15 protein-coding genes and 2 pseudogenes are annotated in these 20,433 nt (G+C 71.9%); 6 read left to right on the top strand and 11 right to left on the bottom strand.

Translation table 11 applies throughout. From position 1 onward, the window contains the following. Window positions 1–127 precede the first annotated feature (127 nt). Window positions 128–907, top strand: a pseudogene (locus ACTMSW_RS22210) (M23 family metallopeptidase). 90 nt (window positions 908–997) lie between these two features. On the opposite strand, the gene pcrA reads toward ACTMSW_RS22210, so the two are convergent. Then, a complete protein-coding gene (gene pcrA / locus ACTMSW_RS22205) occupies window positions 998–3,400 on the bottom strand; it encodes a DNA helicase PcrA (RefSeq protein ID WP_441182601.1) in 2,403 nt (800 codons plus the stop codon). A gap of 336 nt (window positions 3,401–3,736) precedes the next feature. On the opposite strand from pcrA, the gene ACTMSW_RS22200 reads away from it, so the two are divergent. Further along, window positions 3,737–4,084, top strand: a complete 348-nt coding sequence (locus ACTMSW_RS22200; RefSeq protein WP_441182600.1) for a chorismate mutase — start codon at window positions 3,737–3,739, stop codon at window positions 4,082–4,084. Between the two features lie 151 nt (window positions 4,085–4,235). Here ACTMSW_RS22200 and ACTMSW_RS22195 read toward each other — a convergent pair whose 3' ends face one another. The 7 genes from ACTMSW_RS22195 to ACTMSW_RS22165 form a co-directional block, all read right to left on the bottom strand. Further along, a complete protein-coding gene (locus tag ACTMSW_RS22195; protein WP_441182599.1) occupies window positions 4,236–5,246 on the bottom strand; it encodes an ABC transporter ATP-binding protein in 1,011 nt (336 codons plus the stop codon). Next, window positions 5,239–6,276 carry an ABC transporter ATP-binding protein gene (locus tag ACTMSW_RS22190; RefSeq protein ID WP_441182598.1) on the bottom strand — a complete coding sequence of 346 codons (1,038 nt, stop codon included), beginning with the start codon at window positions 6,274–6,276 and terminating at the stop codon, window positions 5,239–5,241. Before ACTMSW_RS22190 ends, ACTMSW_RS22195 begins: the two co-directional genes overlap by 8 nt. 5 nt (window positions 6,277–6,281) lie before the next feature. Next, window positions 6,282–7,223: an ABC transporter permease gene (locus tag ACTMSW_RS22185; protein WP_441182597.1), complete on the bottom strand. Its 942-nt coding sequence runs from the start codon at window positions 7,221–7,223 to the stop codon at window positions 6,282–6,284. A gap of 81 nt (window positions 7,224–7,304) precedes the next feature. Further along, window positions 7,305–8,315 (bottom strand): ABC transporter permease, encoded by a 1,011-nt coding sequence (locus ACTMSW_RS22180; protein WP_441182596.1) that lies wholly within the window; start codon window positions 8,313–8,315, stop codon window positions 7,305–7,307. A 99-nt stretch (window positions 8,316–8,414) separates the two neighbouring features. Then, on the bottom strand, window positions 8,415–10,055 hold the full coding sequence (locus tag ACTMSW_RS22175) for a peptide ABC transporter substrate-binding protein (protein WP_441182595.1): 1,641 nt from the start codon (window positions 10,053–10,055) through the stop codon (window positions 8,415–8,417). A gap of 805 nt (window positions 10,056–10,860) precedes the next feature. Further along, window positions 10,861–11,547 (bottom strand): response regulator, encoded by a 687-nt coding sequence (locus ACTMSW_RS22170; RefSeq protein ID WP_441182594.1) that lies wholly within the window; start codon window positions 11,545–11,547, stop codon window positions 10,861–10,863. Next, complete coding sequence (locus ACTMSW_RS22165) at window positions 11,547–12,785, bottom strand: PspC domain-containing protein (protein ID WP_441182593.1); 1,239 nt, start codon at window positions 12,783–12,785, stop codon at window positions 11,547–11,549. Before ACTMSW_RS22165 ends, ACTMSW_RS22170 begins: the two co-directional genes overlap by 1 nt. A 198-nt stretch (window positions 12,786–12,983) precedes the next feature. Between ACTMSW_RS22165 and ACTMSW_RS22160 the strand changes: the two genes are divergently transcribed. The 3 genes and pseudogenes from ACTMSW_RS22160 to ACTMSW_RS22150 all read left to right on the top strand — a co-directional run bounded on the left by ACTMSW_RS22160 (window position 12,984) and on the right by ACTMSW_RS22150 (window position 16,485). Then, complete coding sequence (locus ACTMSW_RS22160) at window positions 12,984–14,660, top strand: PspC domain-containing protein (RefSeq protein ID WP_441182592.1); 1,677 nt, start codon at window positions 12,984–12,986, stop codon at window positions 14,658–14,660. Continuing rightward, a pseudogene (locus ACTMSW_RS22155) lies at window positions 14,657–14,890 on the top strand (hypothetical protein); the annotation flags it as partial. The gene ACTMSW_RS22160 and the pseudogene ACTMSW_RS22155, both read left to right, overlap by 4 nt. Before the next feature lie 341 nt (window positions 14,891–15,231). Continuing rightward, the gene (locus ACTMSW_RS22150; protein ID WP_441182591.1) at window positions 15,232–16,485 is read left to right on the top strand and encodes a phosphatidylserine decarboxylase; all 1,254 of its coding nucleotides are present in this window, start codon (window positions 15,232–15,234) and stop codon (window positions 16,483–16,485) included. Window positions 16,486–16,542: 57 nt separating this feature from the next. On the opposite strand, the gene ACTMSW_RS22145 is transcribed toward ACTMSW_RS22150, so the two are convergent. From ACTMSW_RS22145 to ACTMSW_RS22135, 3 genes are all read right to left on the bottom strand, one after another. Continuing rightward, on the bottom strand, window positions 16,543–17,463 hold the full coding sequence (locus tag ACTMSW_RS22145) for a CDP-alcohol phosphatidyltransferase family protein (RefSeq protein WP_441182769.1): 921 nt from the start codon (window positions 17,461–17,463) through the stop codon (window positions 16,543–16,545). 385 nt (window positions 17,464–17,848) lie between these two features. Next, window positions 17,849–18,769: an NUDIX hydrolase gene (locus ACTMSW_RS22140; protein ID WP_441182768.1), complete on the bottom strand. Its 921-nt coding sequence runs from the start codon at window positions 18,767–18,769 to the stop codon at window positions 17,849–17,851. A 182-nt stretch (window positions 18,770–18,951) separates the two neighbouring features. After that, complete coding sequence (locus ACTMSW_RS22135) at window positions 18,952–19,899, bottom strand: NUDIX hydrolase (protein WP_441182590.1); 948 nt, start codon at window positions 19,897–19,899, stop codon at window positions 18,952–18,954. 144 nt (window positions 19,900–20,043) lie between these two features. Between ACTMSW_RS22135 and ACTMSW_RS22130 the strand changes: the two genes are divergently transcribed. Continuing rightward, window positions 20,044–20,430, top strand: a complete 387-nt coding sequence (locus ACTMSW_RS22130; RefSeq protein ID WP_441182589.1) for a PspC domain-containing protein — start codon at window positions 20,044–20,046, stop codon at window positions 20,428–20,430. Window positions 20,431–20,433: the final 3 nt, after the last annotated feature.

Below are 20,433 nucleotides of genomic sequence, written 5' to 3'. Positions count from 1 at the left end.
CTTCCCGGACACAAGCGGCAGCCAGCCACCCGCGTCACGGCCGGCTCACCGGTCCCGGTACCCCTCGCCCGACCGGCCGACACCACTATTTCGAGGTCAAGTGCCCCTCGATCAGTGAAGGTCCGCCGTGCAGGAAGACAACTTCATCCCGAACGAGAACACCCCCGACAGCCCCGGACGGCACCGGCCGCGACCCGGCCGGCGTACCCGTCACCTGATCGTCGCCGCCGTGGCGCTGAGCGGTCTCGGCCTGGGCGGTGTCGCGGTCGCCGCGACCACCGGAGCCGACGAGCCCGCCGTCCCGGCCGCCGCCATCGACGCCCAGGCCCGCGCCGAGGCCGCCGACCGCGCCGACCGCTCCGCCCGCGAGTCCAGCGCTCCGACCACCCCCTCGGCCAGCCCGGCCAGCCCGACGCCCCGCCCGTCGACGGCCAGCCCGTCCGCCAAGCCCAGCCCCAGGGCGACCACCGCCAAGCCGCGGCCCAAGAAGACCGCCAAGCCGAAGCCCACCTAGGTCATCCCCATGAAGGGCGCGGAGATCACCTCCTGCTACGGCCCTCGCTGGGGCACGCTGCACGCCGGCATCGACTTCGCGATGCCCGCCGGCACGCCGGTCCGCGCCGCCTTCGGTGGCACCGTCACCAAGGCGGGCGACGTCGGCGACGGCTACGGCATCTCGGTCGTCGTGGACCACGGCAACGGCTACCTCACGCAGTACGCGCACCTGAGCACCGCGTCGGTCGGCGTGGGCGAGAAGGTCAGCGCCGGCGAGACCATCGGCCTGGAGGGCTCCACCGGCGACTCCACCGGCCCGCACCTGCACTTCGAGGTGCACCAGGGGCAGATGTGGAACCAGATCGACCCGGGGCCGTTCCTGCGCTCCCGGGGCGTCGACGTGGGCTGCTGAGCCCTTCGACGACGAGGGCCCGGGTCCGGCGTTCGCCGGCCCCGGGCCGCCGGCACGTCGGGCGTCGGCGCCTCCGCGGCACCCGGCCCGTCAGATCTTGTCGATCGGGGCGTGGCGCAGCACCAACCACATCGTCTGGTCGCCGAAGTCGATCTGGGCTCGCGCCCCCGGGCCGTGCCCCTCGACGGCGAGCACCCGGCCCAGGCCGTACCGCTGGTGGTTGACCCGGTCCCCGGCCGCCACCTTCGGCCCCTGGGGCAGCTCGCTGGCCGTGGTCAGGCGGCTGGCGTCGACGCCGAGCCGCTTGGCGAGCTGCGCCGCCCTCGGCGTACCCCCGGTGAAGCCGCCACGCCCGCCGGGTGCGCGGTCCGCACGGCCGCCCACCCCGCCGCCCCCGCCGGCCCACGAGGTGTACGAGCCCTCGGTGCGCTCCCAGTGCACCAGCTCGGTCGGCAGCTCCTCCAGGAACCGCGACGGCGGGTTGTAGGCCGGCTGCCCCCACGCCGATCGGGTGACCGCCCGGGAGAGGTAGAGGCGCTGCCGGGCACGGGTGATGCCGACGTACGCCAGCCGCCGCTCCTCCTCCAGCTCGCGGGTGTCGCCGAGCGAGCGCAGGTGCGGGAAGACCCCGTCCTCCAGGCCGGTCAGGAAGACCACGGGGAACTCCAGGCCCTTGGCCGTGTGCAGGGTCATCAGGGTGACCACGCCCTGGTGGTCGGGGTCGTCGGAGGGGATCTGGTCGGCGTCGGCGACGAGCGCGACCTGCTCCAGGAAACCGGCCACGGTGGCCCGCTCCCCCTCCTCGCCCAGCGCCTCGATGCGCTCCGTGTACTCCCGCGCGACGCTGACGAGCTCCTGGAGGTTGTCGACCCGGCCGGCGTCCTGCGGGTCGAGGCTCTCCTCCAGCTCGGTCAGGTAGCCCGAGCGGGTGAGCAGTGCCTCCAGCACCTCCTCGGGGGTGCCGGTCTCGGCCAGCTCCCGGGCGCCGTCGAGCAGGGCGACGAACTCCCCGATGCCGTTGGCGGCCCGGGTGGAGATGCCCGGCGCGTCCTTCGCCCGGCGCAGGGCCGCGCCGAAGGAGATCCGGTCCCGGCTGGAGAGCGCCTCCACGCACGCCTCGGCGCGGTCGCCGATGCCCCGGCGCGGGGTGTTCAGGATGCGCCGCAGGCTCACCGTGTCGTCGTCGTTGACCACCGCCCGCAGGTAGGCCAGCGCGTCGCGGACCTCCTTGCGCTCGTAGAAGCGCACGCCGCCGACCACCTTGTAGGGCAGGCCGGCCCGGATGAACACCTCTTCGAAGACCCGGGACTGCGCGTTGGTGCGGTAGAAGACCGCCACGTCCCCCGGGCGGGTCTCCCCCGCGTCGACCAGGCGGTCGATCTCGCGGCCCACCCAGTCGGCCTCGGCGTGCTCGGTGTCGGCCACGTAGCCGACGATCGGATCGCCGGCCCCCGCCTCGCTCCACAGCCGCTTCGGCTTCCGCGAGGTGTTGCGGTCGATCACGGCGTTGGCGGCGTTGAGGATGGTCTGGGTGGAGCGGTAGTTCTGCTCGAGCAGGATCGTCCGGGCGTCGCCGAAGTCCCGTTCGAACTCCAGGATGTTGCGGATGGTCGCGCCCCGGAACGCGTAGATCGACTGGTCGGCGTCACCGACCACGCACAGCTCCGCCGGCTCGATCCCCTCGGTGCCGGAGACCAGTTCCTTGATCAGCACGTACTGGGCGTGGTTGGTGTCCTGGTACTCGTCGACCAGCACGTGCCGGAACCGCCGGCGATAGCTCTCGGCGACGTGCGGGTGCGACTGGAGCAGGTGCACCGTCGTCATGATCAGGTCGTCGAAGTCCAGCGCGTGCGCCTCGCGAAGCCGCCGCTGGTAGAGCGTGTACGCCTCGGCCAGCGCCCGCTCGTTGGGCCCCTTGGCCCGGCCGGCGAACTCCTCCGGGTCGACCAGCTCGTTCTTCAGGTTCGACACCTGGGCGGCCAGCCCGCGTGCCGGGTAGCGCTTGGGGTCGAGGTCCAGCTCGCGGGCGACCATCTGCATCAGCCGGCGGGAGTCGTCCGCGTCGTAGATCGAGAAGGTCGACTTCAGGCCGGCGTGCTCGTGCTCGGCCCGCAGGATGCGGACGCAGGCGGAGTGGAACGTCGACACCCACATCAGCCGGGCGCGAGGACCCACCAGGTGCGCCACCCGCTCCTTCATCTCGCCGGCGGCCTTGTTGGTGAAGGTGATCGCGATGATCTCCCCCGGGTGCACGTCCCGCGCGGCGAGCAGGTAGGCGATCCGGTGGGTGAGCACCCGCGTCTTGCCCGATCCGGCACCGGCGACGATCAGCAGCGGCGAGCCGGAGTGGGTGACCGCGTCCCGCTGGGGGCCGTTGAGGCCCTCGACCAGCTGACGGGGGTCGAGGTGCGCGGACGGCCCGGGCCGGCGGGGCGGGGTCCGGGCAGGCTCGGGCGCGGGCGGGGACGCGGGGATGTCGAAGAGAGGATGCATCGCACGGCGAGTCTATGCCGCCCGCCGGACACTTCCGCCGACGCACGCCCGCGGTGTAAGGAAGGGCCCCTTCTTAACGCCTCCGGTAGAGGAAGGGCCCCCTCTTAACGCCCGCCTCGGCGGTCTTCGGGTGTTTCCTTGCGCGGTCCGAGCCCGGCGCGGCATACTCGACGGCGTGTTCGGTCAGCGCTTCTACTTTTACTACGGCACCGGGAGTCCGGCAGCCGTAGGTCGCGCCTGAACGACAAGACCTACGAAAAGCCCCGGGCTCCGAGAGCCCGGGGCTTTTTCGTCCCGGGATCCGGGCACCGGGCCCGACGTCCGAGGGGTACGGCGATGATGACAGACGTGGCGGAGCAGAGCGGCAGCCTGGCGCGACCGGAGGCCGGTAAGACCGACGGCAGCGCGGGCGACACCCGTACGGGCACCACCGAACCGATGGCGGCGGCCCGGATCGCCGAGATCCGTAAGCGGATCGACGAGATCGACGGTGCGCTGATCGACCTGTGGCAGGAACGCGCCCGGCTGTCCCAGGAGGTCGGGGCGACCCGGATGGCCTCCGGCGGCACCCGCCTGGTGCTCTCCCGGGAGCAGGAGATCCTGGAGCGGTTCCGTTCCGCCCTCGGCGCGGACGGTATCCAGGTGGCGCTGCTGCTGCTCCGGGCCGGTCGCGGGCCCCTCTGACCTGGTGGCCAGTCGGCTGCGGTCGCACCGCCCGGCCCCGAACGAGGACCGGGGCGCCGACCGTTGTGCGGTCGACGCCCCGGATCACTGAGGAGGCACTACCTTCACCGCCGGCCCGGTCTGCGGTGGCCGGGCGACGGCGTCTGGGCGGTCAGTCGACCGCGTGCACCACGTCGCGTACCTCGGCGAAGTGGCAGGCGCTCGGGTGCGGCGACTTCGCCTGCGGCACCAGGAGCGGCTCCTTCTCGGCACAGATGTCCTGAGCCTTCCAGCAGCGGGTCCGGAACCGGCAACCCGACGGCGGGTTGGCCGGCGACGGCACGTCACCGGTCAGGACGATCTGATCCCGGAGCCCGCGGAGCTTCGGGTCCGGAACCGGCACCGCGGAGAGCAGTGCCTGGGTGTACGGGTGGGTCGGGTTCTCGTAGATCTCGTCCTCGGTGCCGATCTCGACGATCTTGCCGAGGTACATGACCGCGACCCGGTCGGCGATGTGCCGGACCACCGAGAGGTCGTGCGCGATGAACACGTACGACAGACCCAGCTCGTTCTGGAGCTTCTCCAGCAGGTTGATCACCTGCGCCTGGATGGACACGTCCAGGGCGGAGACCGGCTCGTCGCAGAGGATGATCTCCGGGTTGAGCGCGAGCGCCCGGGCGATGCCGATGCGCTGGCGCTGGCCGCCGGAGAACTGGTGCGGGTACCGGTTGATGTGGTCGGGGCTCAGGCCGACCAGATCCAGCAGCTCCTGGACCCGGGCCCGCCGATTGCCGCGCGGAACCACGTCCGGGTGCACCTCGAACGGCTCGCCGACGATGTCGCCGACGGTCATCCGGGGGTTGAGCGAGGTGTACGGGTCCTGCATGACCAGCTGGATGTTCCGCCGGCCACGACGCCGCTCGGCGCCGCCGACCTTGGCCATGTTCCGGCCCTGCACGAAAAGGTCACCCGAGGTCGGCGTCTCGAGCCCGACCAGCATGCGGGCCAGGGTCGACTTGCCACAGCCGGACTCACCGACGATGCCGAGGGTCTCTCCCCGGCGCAACTGGAGGTTGACCCCGTCGACCGCGCGGACCGCACCGATCTGCTTCTTGAAGAGGATCCCCTTGGTGAGGGGGAAGTGCTTCACCAGGTCGCGGGTCTCCAGCACGTACTCACTCATCGCCCTTGACCTCCTTCCAGAAGTGGCAGGCGGCGGTCCGGACCGGCGACACCTGGTACAGCGGCGGCGGCGGGTCCTGCCGGCAGACGTCCTGTGCGTAACGGCACCGCGGGTTGAACGCGCATCCCCGGGGGATGTTCGTCAGCGCCGGCGGCAGCCCCTTGATGGCGCTCAGCTCCTGGCCCTTGAGGTCCAGTCGCGGAATCGACTCCAGCAGGCCCTTCGTGTACGGGTGGGCGGGGCTGGCGTAGATGTCCTCGACCGGCGCCTCCTCGATGACCCGACCGGCGTACATCACCGAGATCCGGTCGGCCACGTCCGCGACCACGCCCATGTCGTGCGTGATCAGCACCAGGCTCATGTTCCGCTCGCGCTGGAGCTCGGCCAGCAGGGACATGATCTGCGCCTGCACGGTCACGTCGAGCGCGGTGGTCGGCTCGTCGGCGATCAGCACCTCCGGATCGAGGGCGAGGGCCATCGCGATCATCACGCGCTGGCGCATACCGCCGGAGAACTGGTGCGGGTACTCGTTCACCCGCTGCCTCGCCGCAGGGATCTTGACCAGGTCGAGCAGCTCGATCGAGCGGGCCTTCGCATCCCGGCGGGACATGCCCCGGTGCTTGCGGAACAACTCACCGAGCTGGAACCCGACGGTGAAGACCGGGTTCAGCGCGGACAGCGCGTCCTGGAAGATCATCGCGATCTTGTTGGCCCGCACCTTGCGCCGCTGTGCCTCGGGCAGCTTGAGCAGGTCGACACCGCGGTAGAGGATCTGGCCGCCGGTGACGAACCCGGGGGGCGTGTCCAGGATGCCCATGATGGCCTGCGCGGTGACGCTCTTGCCGCAGCCGGACTCGCCGAGGATCGCCCGGGTCTCACCCGGCTGCAGGTCGAAGCTGACACCGTTGACCGCGTGCGCGATGCCGTTGCGGGTGCGGAACTCGACGTGGAGGTCCTTCACCTGCAGCGGCAGGGCGTTCGGGTCGAGGCCGGGGATGGCGTCCATCTTGACGTTCACATCAGTGCTCATGGCGCTCACCGGAACTTCGGGTCGAGGGCGTCACGCAGGGCGTCACCCATGAGGATGAAGGACAGCACCGTGCCGACCAACAGCCCGCAGGGGAAGAGCAGCAACCACGGGTCCTCCAGGAAGTACACCTGGTGGACCGAGATCATGATGCCCCACGACTGGGCGGGCGGCTGGAGCCCGACACCGAGGAAGGTCAAAGTGGCCTCCGCGGCGACGAACGAGCCGAGCACGATGGTCGCGTACACGAGCATCGGGGCGAGGGCGTTGGGCAGGATGTGCCGGAACATCAGCCGACCGTTGCCCGCACCCACGGCCCGGGCCGCCTGGACGTAGTCGAGGTCCTTGGAGGAGATCACGCTGCCTCGAATGATCCGCGCGATCACCGGCCAGGTCAGCAGGAACAGCACCAGGGCGATCGTCAACGGGTTCTGCCGCTTGATCACGGTGAGGAACACGATCGCACCGAGCAGGAACGGCAGCGACAGGAAGATGTCCATCACCCGGGAGATGATCGTGTCGACCCAACCGCCGTAGTAGCCGGCGAGCAGACCGAGACCGCCGCCGACCACGACCATCGCCCCGGTAGCCATGATCGCGATGATCATCGACGGTCGGGCGCCGTAGATGGCGTGCGAGTAGTAGTCACAGCCGAGGATGTCGAAGCCGAAGAGGTGGTCGCCGCTCGGCGAGATCCGCGAGCGGTCGGTGCTGCAGGCCCGCGGGTCCTGACTGGTCCACAACCGGGGAAACGCAGCCATCGAGCCGATGGCGAGAATGTAGAGGAGGGAGATCATGAAGACCGGGTCGCGGACCAGCTGCCGCCGGGCGTCCGCCCACAGGCTGGCGCTGCGCTCCTTGCCCCCGGTGGCCGGCGCGTCCGGCACGGGGCCGTCACCGCCGACCGGGGCACCGCCGATGGCGGTGCCAGCACTCGTCAGGTCGCTCATGTCCACACCTCGTTTCGCTTCGCCGTACCACGGGCGGCCGGAAGACCCTGCTCCCGCCGCCGGTCACTCGCCACCGTCCGGTCACTCATAGCGGATCCTCGGGTCGAGCACGGCGTACAGGATGTCGACCAGCAGGTTCGCCAGCAGCACGACCAGCACCAGCATGGTGACCACGCCGATGACCACCGACGACTCACCGGTACGAGCCGAGAGGGTGACCAACCGGCCGATGCCCGGCACGTTGAAGATCGTTTCGGTGACCACCGCGCCGGCCATGGCGGAGCCGATGTCCACGCCCAGGAAGGTGATGACCGGGATCAACGAGTTGCGCAGCGTGTGCACGCCGATCACGCGCTTGTTCGCCAGGCCCTTGGCTCGGGCCGTACGGACGTAGTCGGCACGGATGTTCTCCATGATGCTGGTCCGGGTGAGCCGCGCCGTGGTGGCGAGCGAGACCGCACCGAGCACCATGCCCGGAATGATCAGGCTGGCGAACGGGTAGTCCGCCTTGAAACCGGAGCTGAAGATGCCGGTCGAGATCAATTCGGGAACCCACGCCTGGTCGCGCAGGACGTTACCGAACTTGACGCCGACGAACTCACGAACCAGCAGGCCAAGCACGAAGATCGGCACCGAGATGACGAACACCGTGCTGATCTTCACGGCGTTGTCGGCGATGCTGCCGCTCCGCAGACCCGCCCACACGCCCGCCGCGATGCCGACCACCGCCTGGAAGACGATGGCGATTACGAGCAGCTTCAGCGTGAACGGGATCGCATCGGCGACAAGCTCCGTCACCGGCCGCAGGCGCAGGTTCGTGCCGAAGTCGAAGCGGAGGAAGATGTCGCCCAGCCGGTTGAAGAACAGCCCCAAGCACGGGTTGCCCCTCTGGTCGAGGCAGGGGTCCCCGTACCCGAGCCGCTCGGTGATCGCCTGCAGCAGTGCCGGCGGCGGCGTACGGTCGCCGAACAGAGCCCGGACCGGGTTACCGCTGAACTGGATCGCCAGCGAGGTCAGGTAGTGCAGCAGCAACATGGTGCCCAGAACGGTCGGGATGAACTGGAGCAACCGTCGAATGACGTAGCGCCCCATGACGGGGTCTCCTCTCGGCGCTGACGTGGCGGCAACGATCCCCCGGTGGGGAGACCGTTGCCGCCACGTCGTGTTACGGCTGGATCAGATGGCCGAAGCTCAGTTCTGCTTCAGCGAGGTCGCACCGTAGTCGGCGTCCGAGACCTTGTTCCACACGAACTTGTCGACGTTCTCGCTGTAGACGGCCGCTTCCTTGCGCCACCACATCGGGATCACCGGCAGGTCCTCGACGATGAGGTCTTCAGCCTTCTGGTAGAAGGGGATCGCCTCGTCGATCGACTTGGCCGCGTCGCCCTGCTTCAGGAGCTCGTCGAACTGCGGGTTGGAGTAGGTCGAGTTGTTGCTGTCCGCGCCGGTGCTGTAGAGCGGGGCGAGGAACGTCTCCAGGAACGGGTAGTCCGGGCCCCAGCCGAGACGGAACGGGCCGGTGAACTTCCGGTTGTCCGCGGTCTCCAGGTACTCGGCGAACTGCAGGTTGACCTTCAGCTCGTAGTCGATGCCCAGCGCGGCCTTGATCTGGTCGCCCACGGCCTGCAGCCACTGGTCGTGACCGGCACCGGCGTTGGCCCACAGGGTCAGCTTCTTGCCGGCGGGCCAGCCACCGGCCTGCGCCAGGAGCTGCTTGGCCTTCTCGACGTCCTTCTTGCAGTAGGTGCAGACGTTCTCGCGAGAACCCTGGAAGGACGGCGCGACGTAGCCGGTGGCCGGAGCGAACCGGCCGTCGAAGACGGCGTCGACGATGGACTGCCGGTCGATCGCCAGCGAAAGCGCCTGGCGGATCTCCTTCTTCTGGAACTCCGGCTGGTAGATCGGCATGCCGACGTAGGTGAGGCTGTCACCGGCCAGCTCGAAGAGGCGGTCGCCGTACTGGCTCTTCGCCTCCTTGTAACGCGCCGGCGGCAGGGTGTACATGACGTCCAGCTCGCCGGACTGGAAGGCGGCGTACGCGGCGTCCACGTCGGCGAAGATCTTGTAGCTCAGCTTGTCGGGCTTGCCCGGCTCACCCTTCCAGGTGTCGCTGCGGACCAGGTTGATGGCCTGGTTGTGCTGCCAGCTGCCCTCGATCTTGTAGGGGCCGTTGCCGATCGGCGTCTCGTTGCACTTGTCGGCAGCCTCGACGCACGCCTTGGCCATCGGGAAGAAGCCCGGGTAGCCGATCGTGGTCGGGAAGCCGGAGAACGGGCCTTCCAGCTCGACGGTGAAGGTCTGCTCGTCGATCTTCTTCAGGCCGGAGAGCTCCTTGGCCTTCGGCTCCGGCGCCTTCTTCGGGCCGTCGCCGTCCGGGTCGCTGGACGAGACGTCCTTGATGCCCGCGATCCGCTTCATGAAGTAGCCGTTGTTCTGGCCGTTCGGGCCGTACGCGGCGTAGTTCCACGAGCGGATGAACGCGTCGGCGTTGACCGGCTCACCGTTGTCGAAGGTGTAGCCGCTCTTGATCTTGATCGTCCAGAGCTTCTGGTCGGTCGACTCGATCGACTCGGCCAGGTCGTTCTCCGCGGCACCGCTCTCCGCGTTGTACTTGACCAGACCGCGGTAGAGCTGACGGATCACGTACAGCGACGGCTCGTCGTCACCGGCGGACGGCAGCAGGAACGCCGGCTCCGCGTTGTAGATGCGGAGCTCGCCACCGGCCTTGCCGCCGGTGTCGCCGGTGTTGTCATCGCCGCCACCGCTGCAAGCAGTGGCCAACATGGTGATGGCGGTCGCCGCGACCGCCACCTTCAGAAATTTCCCGCGCATGGGAGTGCCTCCTCAGGGCGCTCAGCTCACGGAGGGGGTTGTGAGGTGCCTGCCACTGTGACACCCGATGCGTCCTGGCGGGAAGGCGTGTTATCAAGCCGATACCCGGCCGGGACGGTGCCGACATCGACGTGAGGTGCGTCGCCGCCGCCACGCCGAGGCGTGGTAGGACCTGCGCGAACGTTCTTCGCGTGCGCCCGTACCGCCAACGGCACCGGGGCGCGTGACGTTCCCACGCCCCTGGGCGACGTCCGCCGGGCACCGACCATTCTCGCCCGTCCGGACGATGTCGACTTCGGCTGTGCGGGCGCCCTCGCCAGCCGAGTGGAGGCGGCGGCGAACGGCGTACCCATTGGTCACGCTCGGTGACAACGATGGTCGCGACGACGTCCCGCGTCGAGCCGGTGCGGCACCGGGCGGAGGACGACGGCCAGCCGCCGCGGCAGTCGGGCTCCGACGGATCGGCTCCCTCACCGGCGTCCCGGACGTCGCGTCGTCCGGGCGCCCGGCCCACGGCGGGACCTCGCCGGCGACCATCCGCCGGTTCCGCCCAAATCGGGTCCTGACCAGCGCACCTCTACGCCGGTGGAGGCACCCGGCCGGGAGCGACGACCCGACCGCCTCGCCATCGCTCAGGCGGCGACGTACCCGCCCCACCCGGACGCCCGCGAGCGGAGGTGTTCAGCAACGTGCTGGCGGCCGGTCCGGAGCCGGGGGTCGCGCGGGAGGTCCGGTACGCCGGCGGCCGACCCCTGGCCATGCCGCTGGCGTCACCGACAGTCATCGCGTCGCCTCGATCGACGGATCACACCAGGCGTCGGTCGGCCGCCCACCGGGACAGCTCGTACCGGTTGGACATCTGGAGCTTGCGGAGCACATTGGACACGTGCGTCTCGACCGTCTTGATCGAGATGTACAGCTCCTTGGCGATCTCCTTGTAGGCGTACCCACGGGCGAGCAGGCGCAGCACCTCCCGCTCGCGGTTGGTGAGCTGGTCCAGCTCCGGGTCGGCCACCGGGGCGTCCGGCCGGGCCGCGAAGGCGTCCAGCACGAAGCCGGCCAGCCGAGGGCTGAACACCGCGTCGCCGTCGGCCACCCGCCGGATCGCCGCGGCCAGCTCGTCCGGGGAGATGGTCTTCGTGACGTACCCCCGGGCACCGGCCCGGATCAGCCCGATCACGTCCTCGGCTGCGTCCGAGACGCTCAACGCCAGGAACTTGACCTGCGGGTGCGTACGCCGCATGGCGTCCAGCACGGCACGGCCCCCGCCGTCGGGCATGTGCACGTCGAGCAGGACCACGTCGGGCTGCACCGCGGCGATCCTGGTGACCGCCTCGGCCACCGTGCTCGCCTCGCCGACCACCTCGACATGGGCGCCGAGTTCGGCGCGTACCCCGGCCCGGAACATGGCGTGGTCGTCGACGAGGAAGACCCGCAGCCGCTCCGGCCCCGCACCCGCGCCCTCGGTCGGCTCCATCGACAGCTCGCCCATCATTTGTCCCTCTCCGCCGTGGCCTGGTCCTTGCTGATCGGAAGGATCAACCGGACCTCGGTCCCCTCCCCCGGCCCGGACCGGATCTCCGCCCGGCCGCCGTGCCGCTTCATCCGTCCGATGATCGAACCGCGAACGCCGTGCCGGTGGTCCTCCACCGTATCCGGGTCGAAGCCCTTGCCCCGGTCGCGGACGAAGACGCTGACCTGATCGGGCTCGACCTCCGCGTACAGCGAGACGGTCTGCACCCCGGCGTGCCGCGCGGCGTTCACCAGCGCCTCGCGGGCGGCGGCGACCAGCGCGCCGACCCGTTCGTCGGTCTCCCGGTCGCCCACGACGACCGCCTCGACGGTGATCGCGTAGGTGTCCTCGACCTCCGCGGCGGCCTGCTCCAACGCGGCCGCGAACCGCTCACTGGGCGAGGCGGTGGGCTTGTAGAGCCAGTTGCGCAGGGAGCGCTCCTGGCCCCGGGCCAGCCGCTGGACGGTCTTGACGTCGGCGGCGTTGCGTTGGATCAGGGCGAGGGTGTGCAGCACCTGGTCGTGCACCATCGCGGCCAGCTCCGCCCGTTCCTGCTCCCGTATGCGCCCCTCGCGCTCCGAGCGGAGCTGGTTGTACGTCCGCCACAGCACCGGCGCGGCGACCACACCGACACCGGCCAGCCCGACCAGCGCGAAGATCACGCCGTTGAGCACGGCGTCGAAGTTCTGCGCCGGCGAGTAGACCGCCGCGACGCCGATGATGCCGACCGCGACCAGCACCCCGCCGCCGATGAACCGGAGCACGAAGGCCCGCCGGTCGCTCTCCTCCACCACCGCGCCCAGCCAGGGCACCGGCAGGGAATCACCCCACTGCCGGCGGCGTTCCGGCGCGGACTGGTGCCAGATCACGCCGGCGCCGACCGCGATGATCGCGACCAGCCAGCCGGCGGTGCCGGTCGCGCCGATGGAGTCGAAGACGACCATCTGGACCACGAGGACGACCAGTCCGATCGCCACGAACGGAAGCAGTTGGCCGACGTCGCGCCGGGGCGGCGCGGTGGTGTCGCCGGGGCGCAGCGGCACCACCGCCCAGAAGGCGGCATAGAGCAGCAGACCGAGGCCGCTCAACCCGAGCAGCACCATGAAGGCGACCCGCACGCGCAGGACCGAGATGCCGAGGTGCTCGGCGATTCCGGCGGCCACCCCGGCGGCCATCCGGTGCTCGGGGGCGCGGTAGAGGCGTGGTGGCTGAGTCACGGCGCTGATCGGAGGCTCCCTGGTGACGGCGGGTACGGCGCGGGCAACCGTCCGCTGCCGGCGCCGGCTCGATCGTCACACGCCGGCCGGTCCCCCGACCACGGGGACGCCCCCGACATTCGGCCCTCCGGTATCTCAGGGTGGGGTCAGGGTCCCCTCCTGAGGTCGGCGGGGTCGGCCAGGGAGCAGGATCGGGGCATGAACGACGAAGCTGCCCAGCCCCCGGCACCGGGAGCGGCACCGCCGGGCGGACCGCCACCGGCGACACCGGCCGCCGGTACGGCCCCGCCGGTCGCGGCACCGGCCACCGCCGGCTCCCCGGGCGCGGACGCCCCCGGCGCGGCACCGCCACCGCAGGGCGCCGCGCCGAACGCCTTCGCGCCGCCTCCGCCCGGTGGCGCCGGCTTCACCTCCCGGTACGGGCTGGTGCGTCCCCGGGACGGCCGCTACCTGGCGGGCGTCTGCGCGGCGATCGGCCGGGCCACCAACACCGACCCGGTGGTGTGGCGCGTGCTCCTGGCGGTGCTGGGCTTCTTCGGCGGCATCGGCATCCTGGTCTACGTCACCGCCTGGCTCATCATCCCGGGCGAGGGGGACAGCGCCTCGCCGGTCGAGTCGATGCTCGGCCGGGGCCGGTCCAGCATGTCCCCGGTCACCGTGATCGTGCTGAGCATCCTGGTCGCGGTCAGCTTCGCGTACATCGTCACCGACGCCTTCCGCGCGCTGCTGCTGGGCGCGACGATCCTCGTGGGCGGCTCGCTGCTGCTCAACCGTGAGAACCGCGACCGGCAGCCCGATCCGCCGGCCGGCGTCGTGCCTCCGGGGCCCGCCGCCGCGCCGCCGGGTCCGGTTCCCCCGGTCACCTACCCCGGCCCGGCCGCCGCGCCGCCGCCGGTCGCCGCACCCACCACCCCCTGGGCGTACGCCGACCCGCTCGCCGCCCCGCCCGCGCCCGCCCCGCCGACGGTCCCGGGTACGCCGACCGAGCCGACGGCGGAACTGCCGGTCCAGCCCGCTGCTCCGCCCGCCGGCGCACCGACCCTGAGCTGGCCGGTGCCGGCGTTCCCCACGTCCGGCTGGCCCGCGCCACCGGTCACCGGCACGCCCGCCGGTCCCCCCGTGGGCGCTCCCCCGGCCCGGCCCGGTTACCAGCCACCGTTCGCCCCGCACGGCCCGTACGCCGGGCGGCCGATCCTGCCGCCGCCACCGCCGCCGCCGCCGGTCAAGCCGCCGAAGCGGCCCCGGGAACGGTCGCCGCTGGGTGCGATCACCTTCTCGCTGATCTTCCTCGCCCTGGGCACGGTGGCCGTCCTCGACCTCCTGGACGTCTTCGACATGGGCGCTTCGGCGTACTTCGCGGCGACCCTGGCCACGATCGGGCTGGGCCTGCTGGTCGGGACCTGGTTCGGCCGGGCGCGCTGGCTGATCGCACTGGGCCTGGTCACCAGCGCGGCCCTGGCCGTGGCCACCGTGTCCGAGTCGTACGACCGGATCCGGGGCGTGGACGGCGCGGTGACCTGGGCACCGGCCAGCCACGCCGAGCTGGCCACCCGGTACGAGAACAGCTTCGGCGACGCGATCCTGGACCTGCGCGCCGTCGACTTCGACAAGAAGACCACCGAGATCACCGTTTCGATCAACTTCGGCGAGGCCACCGTGGTGGTTCCTCCGAACGTCGACGTGACCACGCAGGCCGACGTCAACGCCGGGGACGCGACCGTCTTCGGCCGGCGCTACGGCACCCTGGACGACCGCGCGGGCGGGGTCGACGGGCCGCTGCGGGAGACCACCGACCTGGGCCCGGACGGCGCCGGTGGAGGCACACTGCGCCTGTTGATCCATGTCAATGCCGGCAATCTGGAGGTGACCCGATGAAGGCCCACCGCACCGACCTCGTGTCCCTCGCCTTCGGCCTGCTCTTCCTCGGCTTCGCCGTCTGGTGGCTGGTGGCCCAGATCCTGGGGCTCGTCCTGCCGCCGGTCGGCTGGTTCCTGGCCGGCGCCCTGCTCCTGGTCGGTGTGCTGGGGTTGGCCGGGGCGGTGCGGTCGGCGCGACGGGGCGGAGGGCCGCCGTCCGGCGACACGCCGGCTCCGGGCACCGACGAGTGGCCGCCGCAGGCCGTCACCGACCACGACGATCGGGCGGACGCGTGGCCCACCGAGGCGGTCACGGATCGCGACGAACGGGCCGACGAGTGGCCCAGGGATCGCGACGAACGGCCCGACGAGCGGCCCGCACCGCCGTCCGCGGACCGCACCGACGACCGGGACCGCTTCCCGGGCTGACCTGCGGCGGTGCCGACCCCCCTCGGAGCCGCCTATGCTGGCCGGTGGAGACCCGCCTCCGCCGGCCCGGCCCGCGCCGCCGGGCCGCCTCCGGCGCAGCGACGCCGGTCGGGGCGGTCCCGCCGCGATCTCGTCCCCACCTCGTCAGGAGCCCGACCGACATGACGCAGTCCCCCGCCGTGCGCACCTCCGGCCAGCCCGGTCCGGTCCGCATCGGCGAGCGAGCCGCCCGCACCCTCGTCGCCGAGCTCGCCCGGATGAACGACCCGAAGGCCGCCCTGCTGGTCGGCGCGACCCCGGAGTCCGCGGTGCTCGCCGCGGCGATCGACGCGCTGCTGCCCGGCGACACGCTCACCCTCGTGCCGGCCGCTTCGACCGACGCCAGGCTGCTCCGGGAGCACGTCACCGCGCAGGGACGCTGGGTCGCCGAGCGGGTCCGGGTGGTCGACACCGTCGCCGAGGCGGAGCCCGCCGCGGTGGTGGTCGCGGCCGAGCCCCTCACCGGCACGCCCGAGGAGGCCCGCGCGGCCGTGGAGGAGCTGGCGAAGTACCTCGCCGCTGGCGCCGTGCTGAGCGTCGCGACGACGGCCACGCCGGGGCGTACCGCGGGGGCGGCGGCCGAGCTGGATCGGCAGGGCGCGCTCTACGGGGTCGGCAGCGACCTGGTGCTGCGCAACACGCCGCCGCTGCGGGTGCACCGGCTCCGGTTCACCCCGGCCGACGCCGCCGCGGCCGACCGGCTCGCTCCGGCGTACCGCCCGTCGAGCGTCCCGCTGACCCGCGGTATGCACATCGACTCCAACGGGGTGGCCGCCGCCGGCATCACGCTCGGGCTGGCCGCGCTGGCCCGACTGACCCGACCGAACTCGAAGCTGTGGCTGCTTCCGGCGCTGGCCGCCGCCCCGGTGGCCGCCTTCTTCCGCGACCCGCAGCGGGACGTGCCGGAGGACCCGTCGGCCGTGGTCGCGTCGGCGGACGGCCAGGTGCTGTCGGTGCAGCGGCTGCACGACGAGCGCTTCGGCGACGGCGAGTGGCTGCGGATCGCGGTCTTCCTGTCGGTGCTCGACGTGCACGTCAACCGCGCTCCGGTCGCCGGCAAGGTGGTCGACTACTTCGTGGCCGACGGCGGCTTCGTCAACGCGATGAAGCCGGACGCCGAGCACAACGTGGCGGCGTACACGGTGCTGGACACCGCCCGCGGCACGGTGGTCGTGGCGCAGCGCACCGGGCTGATCGCCCGGCGGATCGTGCAGCGGGCGCCGATCGGCGCGCTGCTGGCGAAGGGCGAGCGCTTCGGACTCATCCGGTTCGGCTCCCGCACCGACGTCTACCTGCCCGCCGAGGCGGCGGAACCGCTGGTCGGCCCCGGCGACAAGGTGGTCGGCGGCTCGACCGTCATCGCACGCTGGCGCTGAGTCCGCAGACGGAGAAGGGGCGCCGCGGTCGTCGCGGCGCCCCTTTCTGCGTACGGGTCAGGCGGTGCGGCGCTGGCGCAGCCAGAGGACCGGGCCGCTGACCAGGTAGCCGACCACGATCAGGGCGAACGTGACGCGGACGTCGACCAGGGCGCCGACCACCGGGGCCAGCCAGACCCACGGCGGGAGCTTGACCAGCCGGGCGAGCTTGGCGTACGGGAAGCTGGAAACCATCGCGAAGGCGAGCAGCGCCACGCCGATGACCAGGACCAGACCGGGGATCGGCAGGCCGATGGCGACCGTCAGCGCGAGCACGGCGGCAGCCATGGTCGTCGGAACGCCGCAGAAGAAGCGGCCGTCCTTCGGCGAGACGTTGAACCGCGCGAGCCGAACGGCGGCGCAGGCCGCGACGAGCGCGCACGCGACCGCCGCGGCGGCCGGGGGCACGGAGCCGGCGAGTGAGGCGTAGACCACGACCGGCGCGGCGAGACCGAACGAGCACATGTCGGCCAGCGAGTCCATCTGCGCGCCGAACGGGCTGGCCACCCCGAGCTTGCGGGCGAGCGCACCGTCCAGGCCGTCGAAGACGACGCAGGCTATGAGGCACAGCGCCGCGATCCGGGCCTCGCCCTGCATGGCGAGGAAGATCGCCAACATGCCGAGCATGAGGCTCGCCAGGGTGCAGGCGTTGACCAGCGCGAACTTCATCCGCCGGGCCATCGTCCGCTCACCGGGCAGCAGCGGGATCGACCGCGCCGCCTCGTCGTCGACGGGGGTGACGGGGGCGAGGGCGGGGCTGACCGGGACGACCGCCTCGACCTGCGCCCGCTCGTAACGGCTCAGGCCGTACCGGCGACGCGGCCGGTCGGTGTAGCGGTGCTCGGGCAGCGCCAGGTCGGTGGCTCCGCGCAGGTCGCCGTCGCGGCGGCCCACCCGGACCAGGAGCACCTGCCGGGCGAACGTGCCACTGCGGCGCAGCGGCCCCGCCCAACGACGCCCTGCGGGGCGCGGACTGTCAGTGGTACGACGCCGGCGCCAGGGGGCTCTCGGCACGTTTCCTCCATCACCGGATCGGTTGACCGCCACTCCAGGCGGGCGTCCGGCTGTCTCGTGCCGGACCATGCTCTGACCCGGCAGCCATTTTGCGGAGTACACCATCGCACAGGGGTACGGGGGTTGGCGATAGCTGCCGGCGGTACTTATATCTGCCTTAAACCGCGCGAACCGCTCTCTTATTCCCATCCCGGGCTTCATCGCCCGTTTCCTCCATCAACCCCACCCCAAATGTACCGGACCCTTGCGATGCCGGCTCGCTGAGCACGTGCCACCTGCCCGGATGTCCCTGTATGAGAGCCTTTTGCGCCTACGGACCGTAAGCGAGCGGTCTGCCGTCGACCACCTTGGCGGCGATCTCCGTCAGGCGCAGGCCGGCGAGCTGCTCCCGGGTGAACCAGCCGGCGCGGGCGGTGGAGCCGCCGGCCAGCTCGGTGACCCGGGGTTCGGTGGGCAGGTCGACCGCGACCCGGTACACCACCCGTACGCCGTGCCAGTCCAGCGGGCGACCCTCGGGCCCCAGGGCGGCGGGGTTGTGCAGGTTGTCCACGCCGACCAGGTCCATTACCCGGCCGAGCTGGCCGGACTCCTCGACCAACTCGCGCAGGAGTGCGGAGACCGGCTGCTCACCGTGGTCGGTACCGCCACCGGGCAGATGCCAGCGGCCGGCTCCCGGGTAGCCCTCGGCGATCATCGTCAACAGCACCCGTCCGGCCGGGTCGGTCGCCAGCCCGTACGCGGCGAAGCGCAGCCGCCGGTCCGTCGGCGGGGTGGCGAACGGTTCCCGACGACGCAGGGCTCCCGGCGGCAGCGGGATGACCGGCAGGCCGAGCGCCTCGGCGGTGAACGGCAGCAGCGGCAGCTCACCGACCTCGGCCGGGCTCAGCCAGCGGGCGAGATCGGTGGTCCCGTCCGCTTCGTCGCGCAACGTCCCGCCGGTGACGGTGAGGTCGAAGACCAGTCGGTCCGTGTGCAGCGCCACCCCGAGGTCGGCGTACGGGACGACGTCGGCGATCACGGACCGCAGCCGGGTCACCGCCACGGTCAGCCCGGTCTCCTCGGCGACCTCACGGACGACGGCGTGCGCCGCGTGCTCGGCGTGCCGCAGCCCGCCGCCGGGCAGCGACCAGACCCCGGGGAAGTCCGCCCGGGCCGAACCCCGCACGAGCAGCACCCGCCCGGACGAATCCCCGAGGATCCCGTACGCCCCGACCCGCCGCCGCTCCTCCACCACCCACCACTCCCCCGCACCGTCGTCCGCCCGCCCCCGGGCCGTCGATCATGAAGTTGTCGCCCGCCGGCTCGGCGTGTCCCGACAATAACTTCATGATCGACCCTGTGGGCGACGGACCTGGAGGGTTGGTGGGTTGGTGGGGTGGGGGTGGAGGTGGGGTGGGGTGGGGTGGGGTGGGGTCAGGTTAGGCGGGCGGCTTGGACGGCTTCGGCCGTCACCTCGGTGAGGCGGTCGGCGGGGAGGGCGCCCAGCTCCTCCTTGGCGAACCAGCGGGCCTCGCAGGTGGACCCGCCGACGTCGCCGACGGTGGGCGGGGCCGGCTGGTCGACGACCACCCGGTAGAAGGCCCGGACGCCGTGCCAGTCGATCGGGTAGCCCTCGGGGCCGAGCGAGGCGGCGTCCCGGTGGCTGGCCACCCCGAGCAGCTCGACCAGGCGGCCGGTCTGCCCGGTCTCCTCGACCAGCTCGCGGATCAGGGCCGCGCCCGGCTGCTCGCCGTAGTCCGTGCCGCCACCGGGCAGGTGCCAGCAGCCCGCGCCCGGATAGCCGTCGGACACCCGGGTCAGGAGCACCCGGTCGTCCGGGTCGGTCACCACGGCGTACGCGGCGAAACGCTGCGCCCGGTGCAGCCCGTCCGGGCCCGGCACGGCGTAGAAGGAGGGGAAATCCGGTGCCTCGTCGGGAACGATGTCGGCCGACGAGGCGGGCAGGCCGAGGGCGCGCGCGGTGAACGAGCGCAGCGGCAGCGTGCGGGCCTCGTCGAGGGTGAACCAACGGGCCAGGTCCGTCGGCCGGTCCACGCGGTCGTTGAGCGTCCCGCCCCGCACCGAGACCTGGTAGACCAGGCGGTCGGTGTGGATGGTGATGCCCCGCTCGGGCAGCGCCCGCATGTCGGCCAGCACGTCGTGCAGGCCGGCGACGGAGACCGAGAGCCCGGTCTCGGCTGCCGTCTCACGAACGACGGTGTGGTGGGGGTCCTCGCCGTGGTCGACCGCCCCGCCGGGCAGCGACCACGTGCCGGGGGTGCCGGAGCGCTCCGATGCGCGGACCAGCAACACTCGGCCAACTGAGTCAGCACAAACTGCGTATGCCGCGATCCTGCGGAGCGGCTCCAGCAAGGTGGTCACGGAGCCAAATTCTCCCCGTCCCGGGTTACCTTCATCGAAGAGAGTCGGATTCCTGACTCAATGCTCCCGGATCAGGGGCGCGTCAGGGTAGGGATCCGGGCGGTCACCGAGGTCGGCCGGCGGGCGTACGCGGACCGTGGAGGCATGACAACCACCACCCCTCCCCAGGCCCCGTACAAGCAGCTCCGCCGCCCCACCCACGACCGGATGGTCGCCGGGGTGGCCAGCGGAGTCGGCCGCTACTTCGCCGTCGACCCCAACCTCGTCCGGGTGGTCTTCGCCGTCGGCGGCCTGCTCACCGGCGGGCTCGCACTGCTCGCGTACCCGATCATGTGGTTCCTGATGCCCGAGGAGCCGGCCGGCGCCCCCGCCTGGCCGCACCCGACGAGCACCGCGCCGCAGCCCGCGCCCGCTCCGACCACGCCGCCGACCGTCGTGGCCCCGACGTGGCCGACCAGCCAGGCCGAGCCGCCGACCGTCGCGACGCCGACCACCCCGACCACGCCGCCGACCGTGCCGCCGGCGGCGTGAGCC

The sequence above is a fragment of the Micromonospora sp. BQ11 genome, assembly GCF_052068135.1.
Classification (GTDB): Bacteria; Actinomycetota; Actinomycetes; order Mycobacteriales; family Micromonosporaceae; genus Micromonospora.
This window is presented reverse-complemented; position numbering and strand designations above follow the sequence as displayed.

Bases quoted from the DNA above. Each gene is read 5' to 3' on its own strand.
- pcrA (WP_441182601.1), bottom strand. From the start codon at position 3,400: ATGCATCCTCTCTTCGACATCCCCGCGTCCCCGCCCGCGCCCGAGCCT.
- ACTMSW_RS22200 (WP_441182600.1), top strand. From the start codon at position 3,737: ATGATGACAGACGTGGCGGAGCAGAGCGGCAGCCTGGCGCGACCGGAG.
- ACTMSW_RS22195 (WP_441182599.1), bottom strand. From the start codon at position 5,246: ATGAGTGAGTACGTGCTGGAGACCCGCGACCTGGTGAAGCACTTCCCC.
- ACTMSW_RS22190 (WP_441182598.1), bottom strand. From the start codon at position 6,276: ATGAGCACTGATGTGAACGTCAAGATGGACGCCATCCCCGGCCTCGAC.
- ACTMSW_RS22185 (WP_441182597.1), bottom strand. From the start codon at position 7,223: ATGAGCGACCTGACGAGTGCTGGCACCGCCATCGGCGGTGCCCCGGTC.
- ACTMSW_RS22180 (WP_441182596.1), bottom strand. From the start codon at position 8,315: ATGGGGCGCTACGTCATTCGACGGTTGCTCCAGTTCATCCCGACCGTT.
- ACTMSW_RS22175 (WP_441182595.1), bottom strand. From the start codon at position 10,055: ATGCGCGGGAAATTTCTGAAGGTGGCGGTCGCGGCGACCGCCATCACC.
- ACTMSW_RS22170 (WP_441182594.1), bottom strand. From the start codon at position 11,547: ATGGGCGAGCTGTCGATGGAGCCGACCGAGGGCGCGGGTGCGGGGCCG.
- ACTMSW_RS22160 (WP_441182592.1), top strand. From the start codon at position 12,984: ATGAACGACGAAGCTGCCCAGCCCCCGGCACCGGGAGCGGCACCGCCG.
- ACTMSW_RS22150 (WP_441182591.1), top strand. From the start codon at position 15,232: ATGACGCAGTCCCCCGCCGTGCGCACCTCCGGCCAGCCCGGTCCGGTC.
- ACTMSW_RS22130 (WP_441182589.1), top strand. From the start codon at position 20,044: ATGACAACCACCACCCCTCCCCAGGCCCCGTACAAGCAGCTCCGCCGC.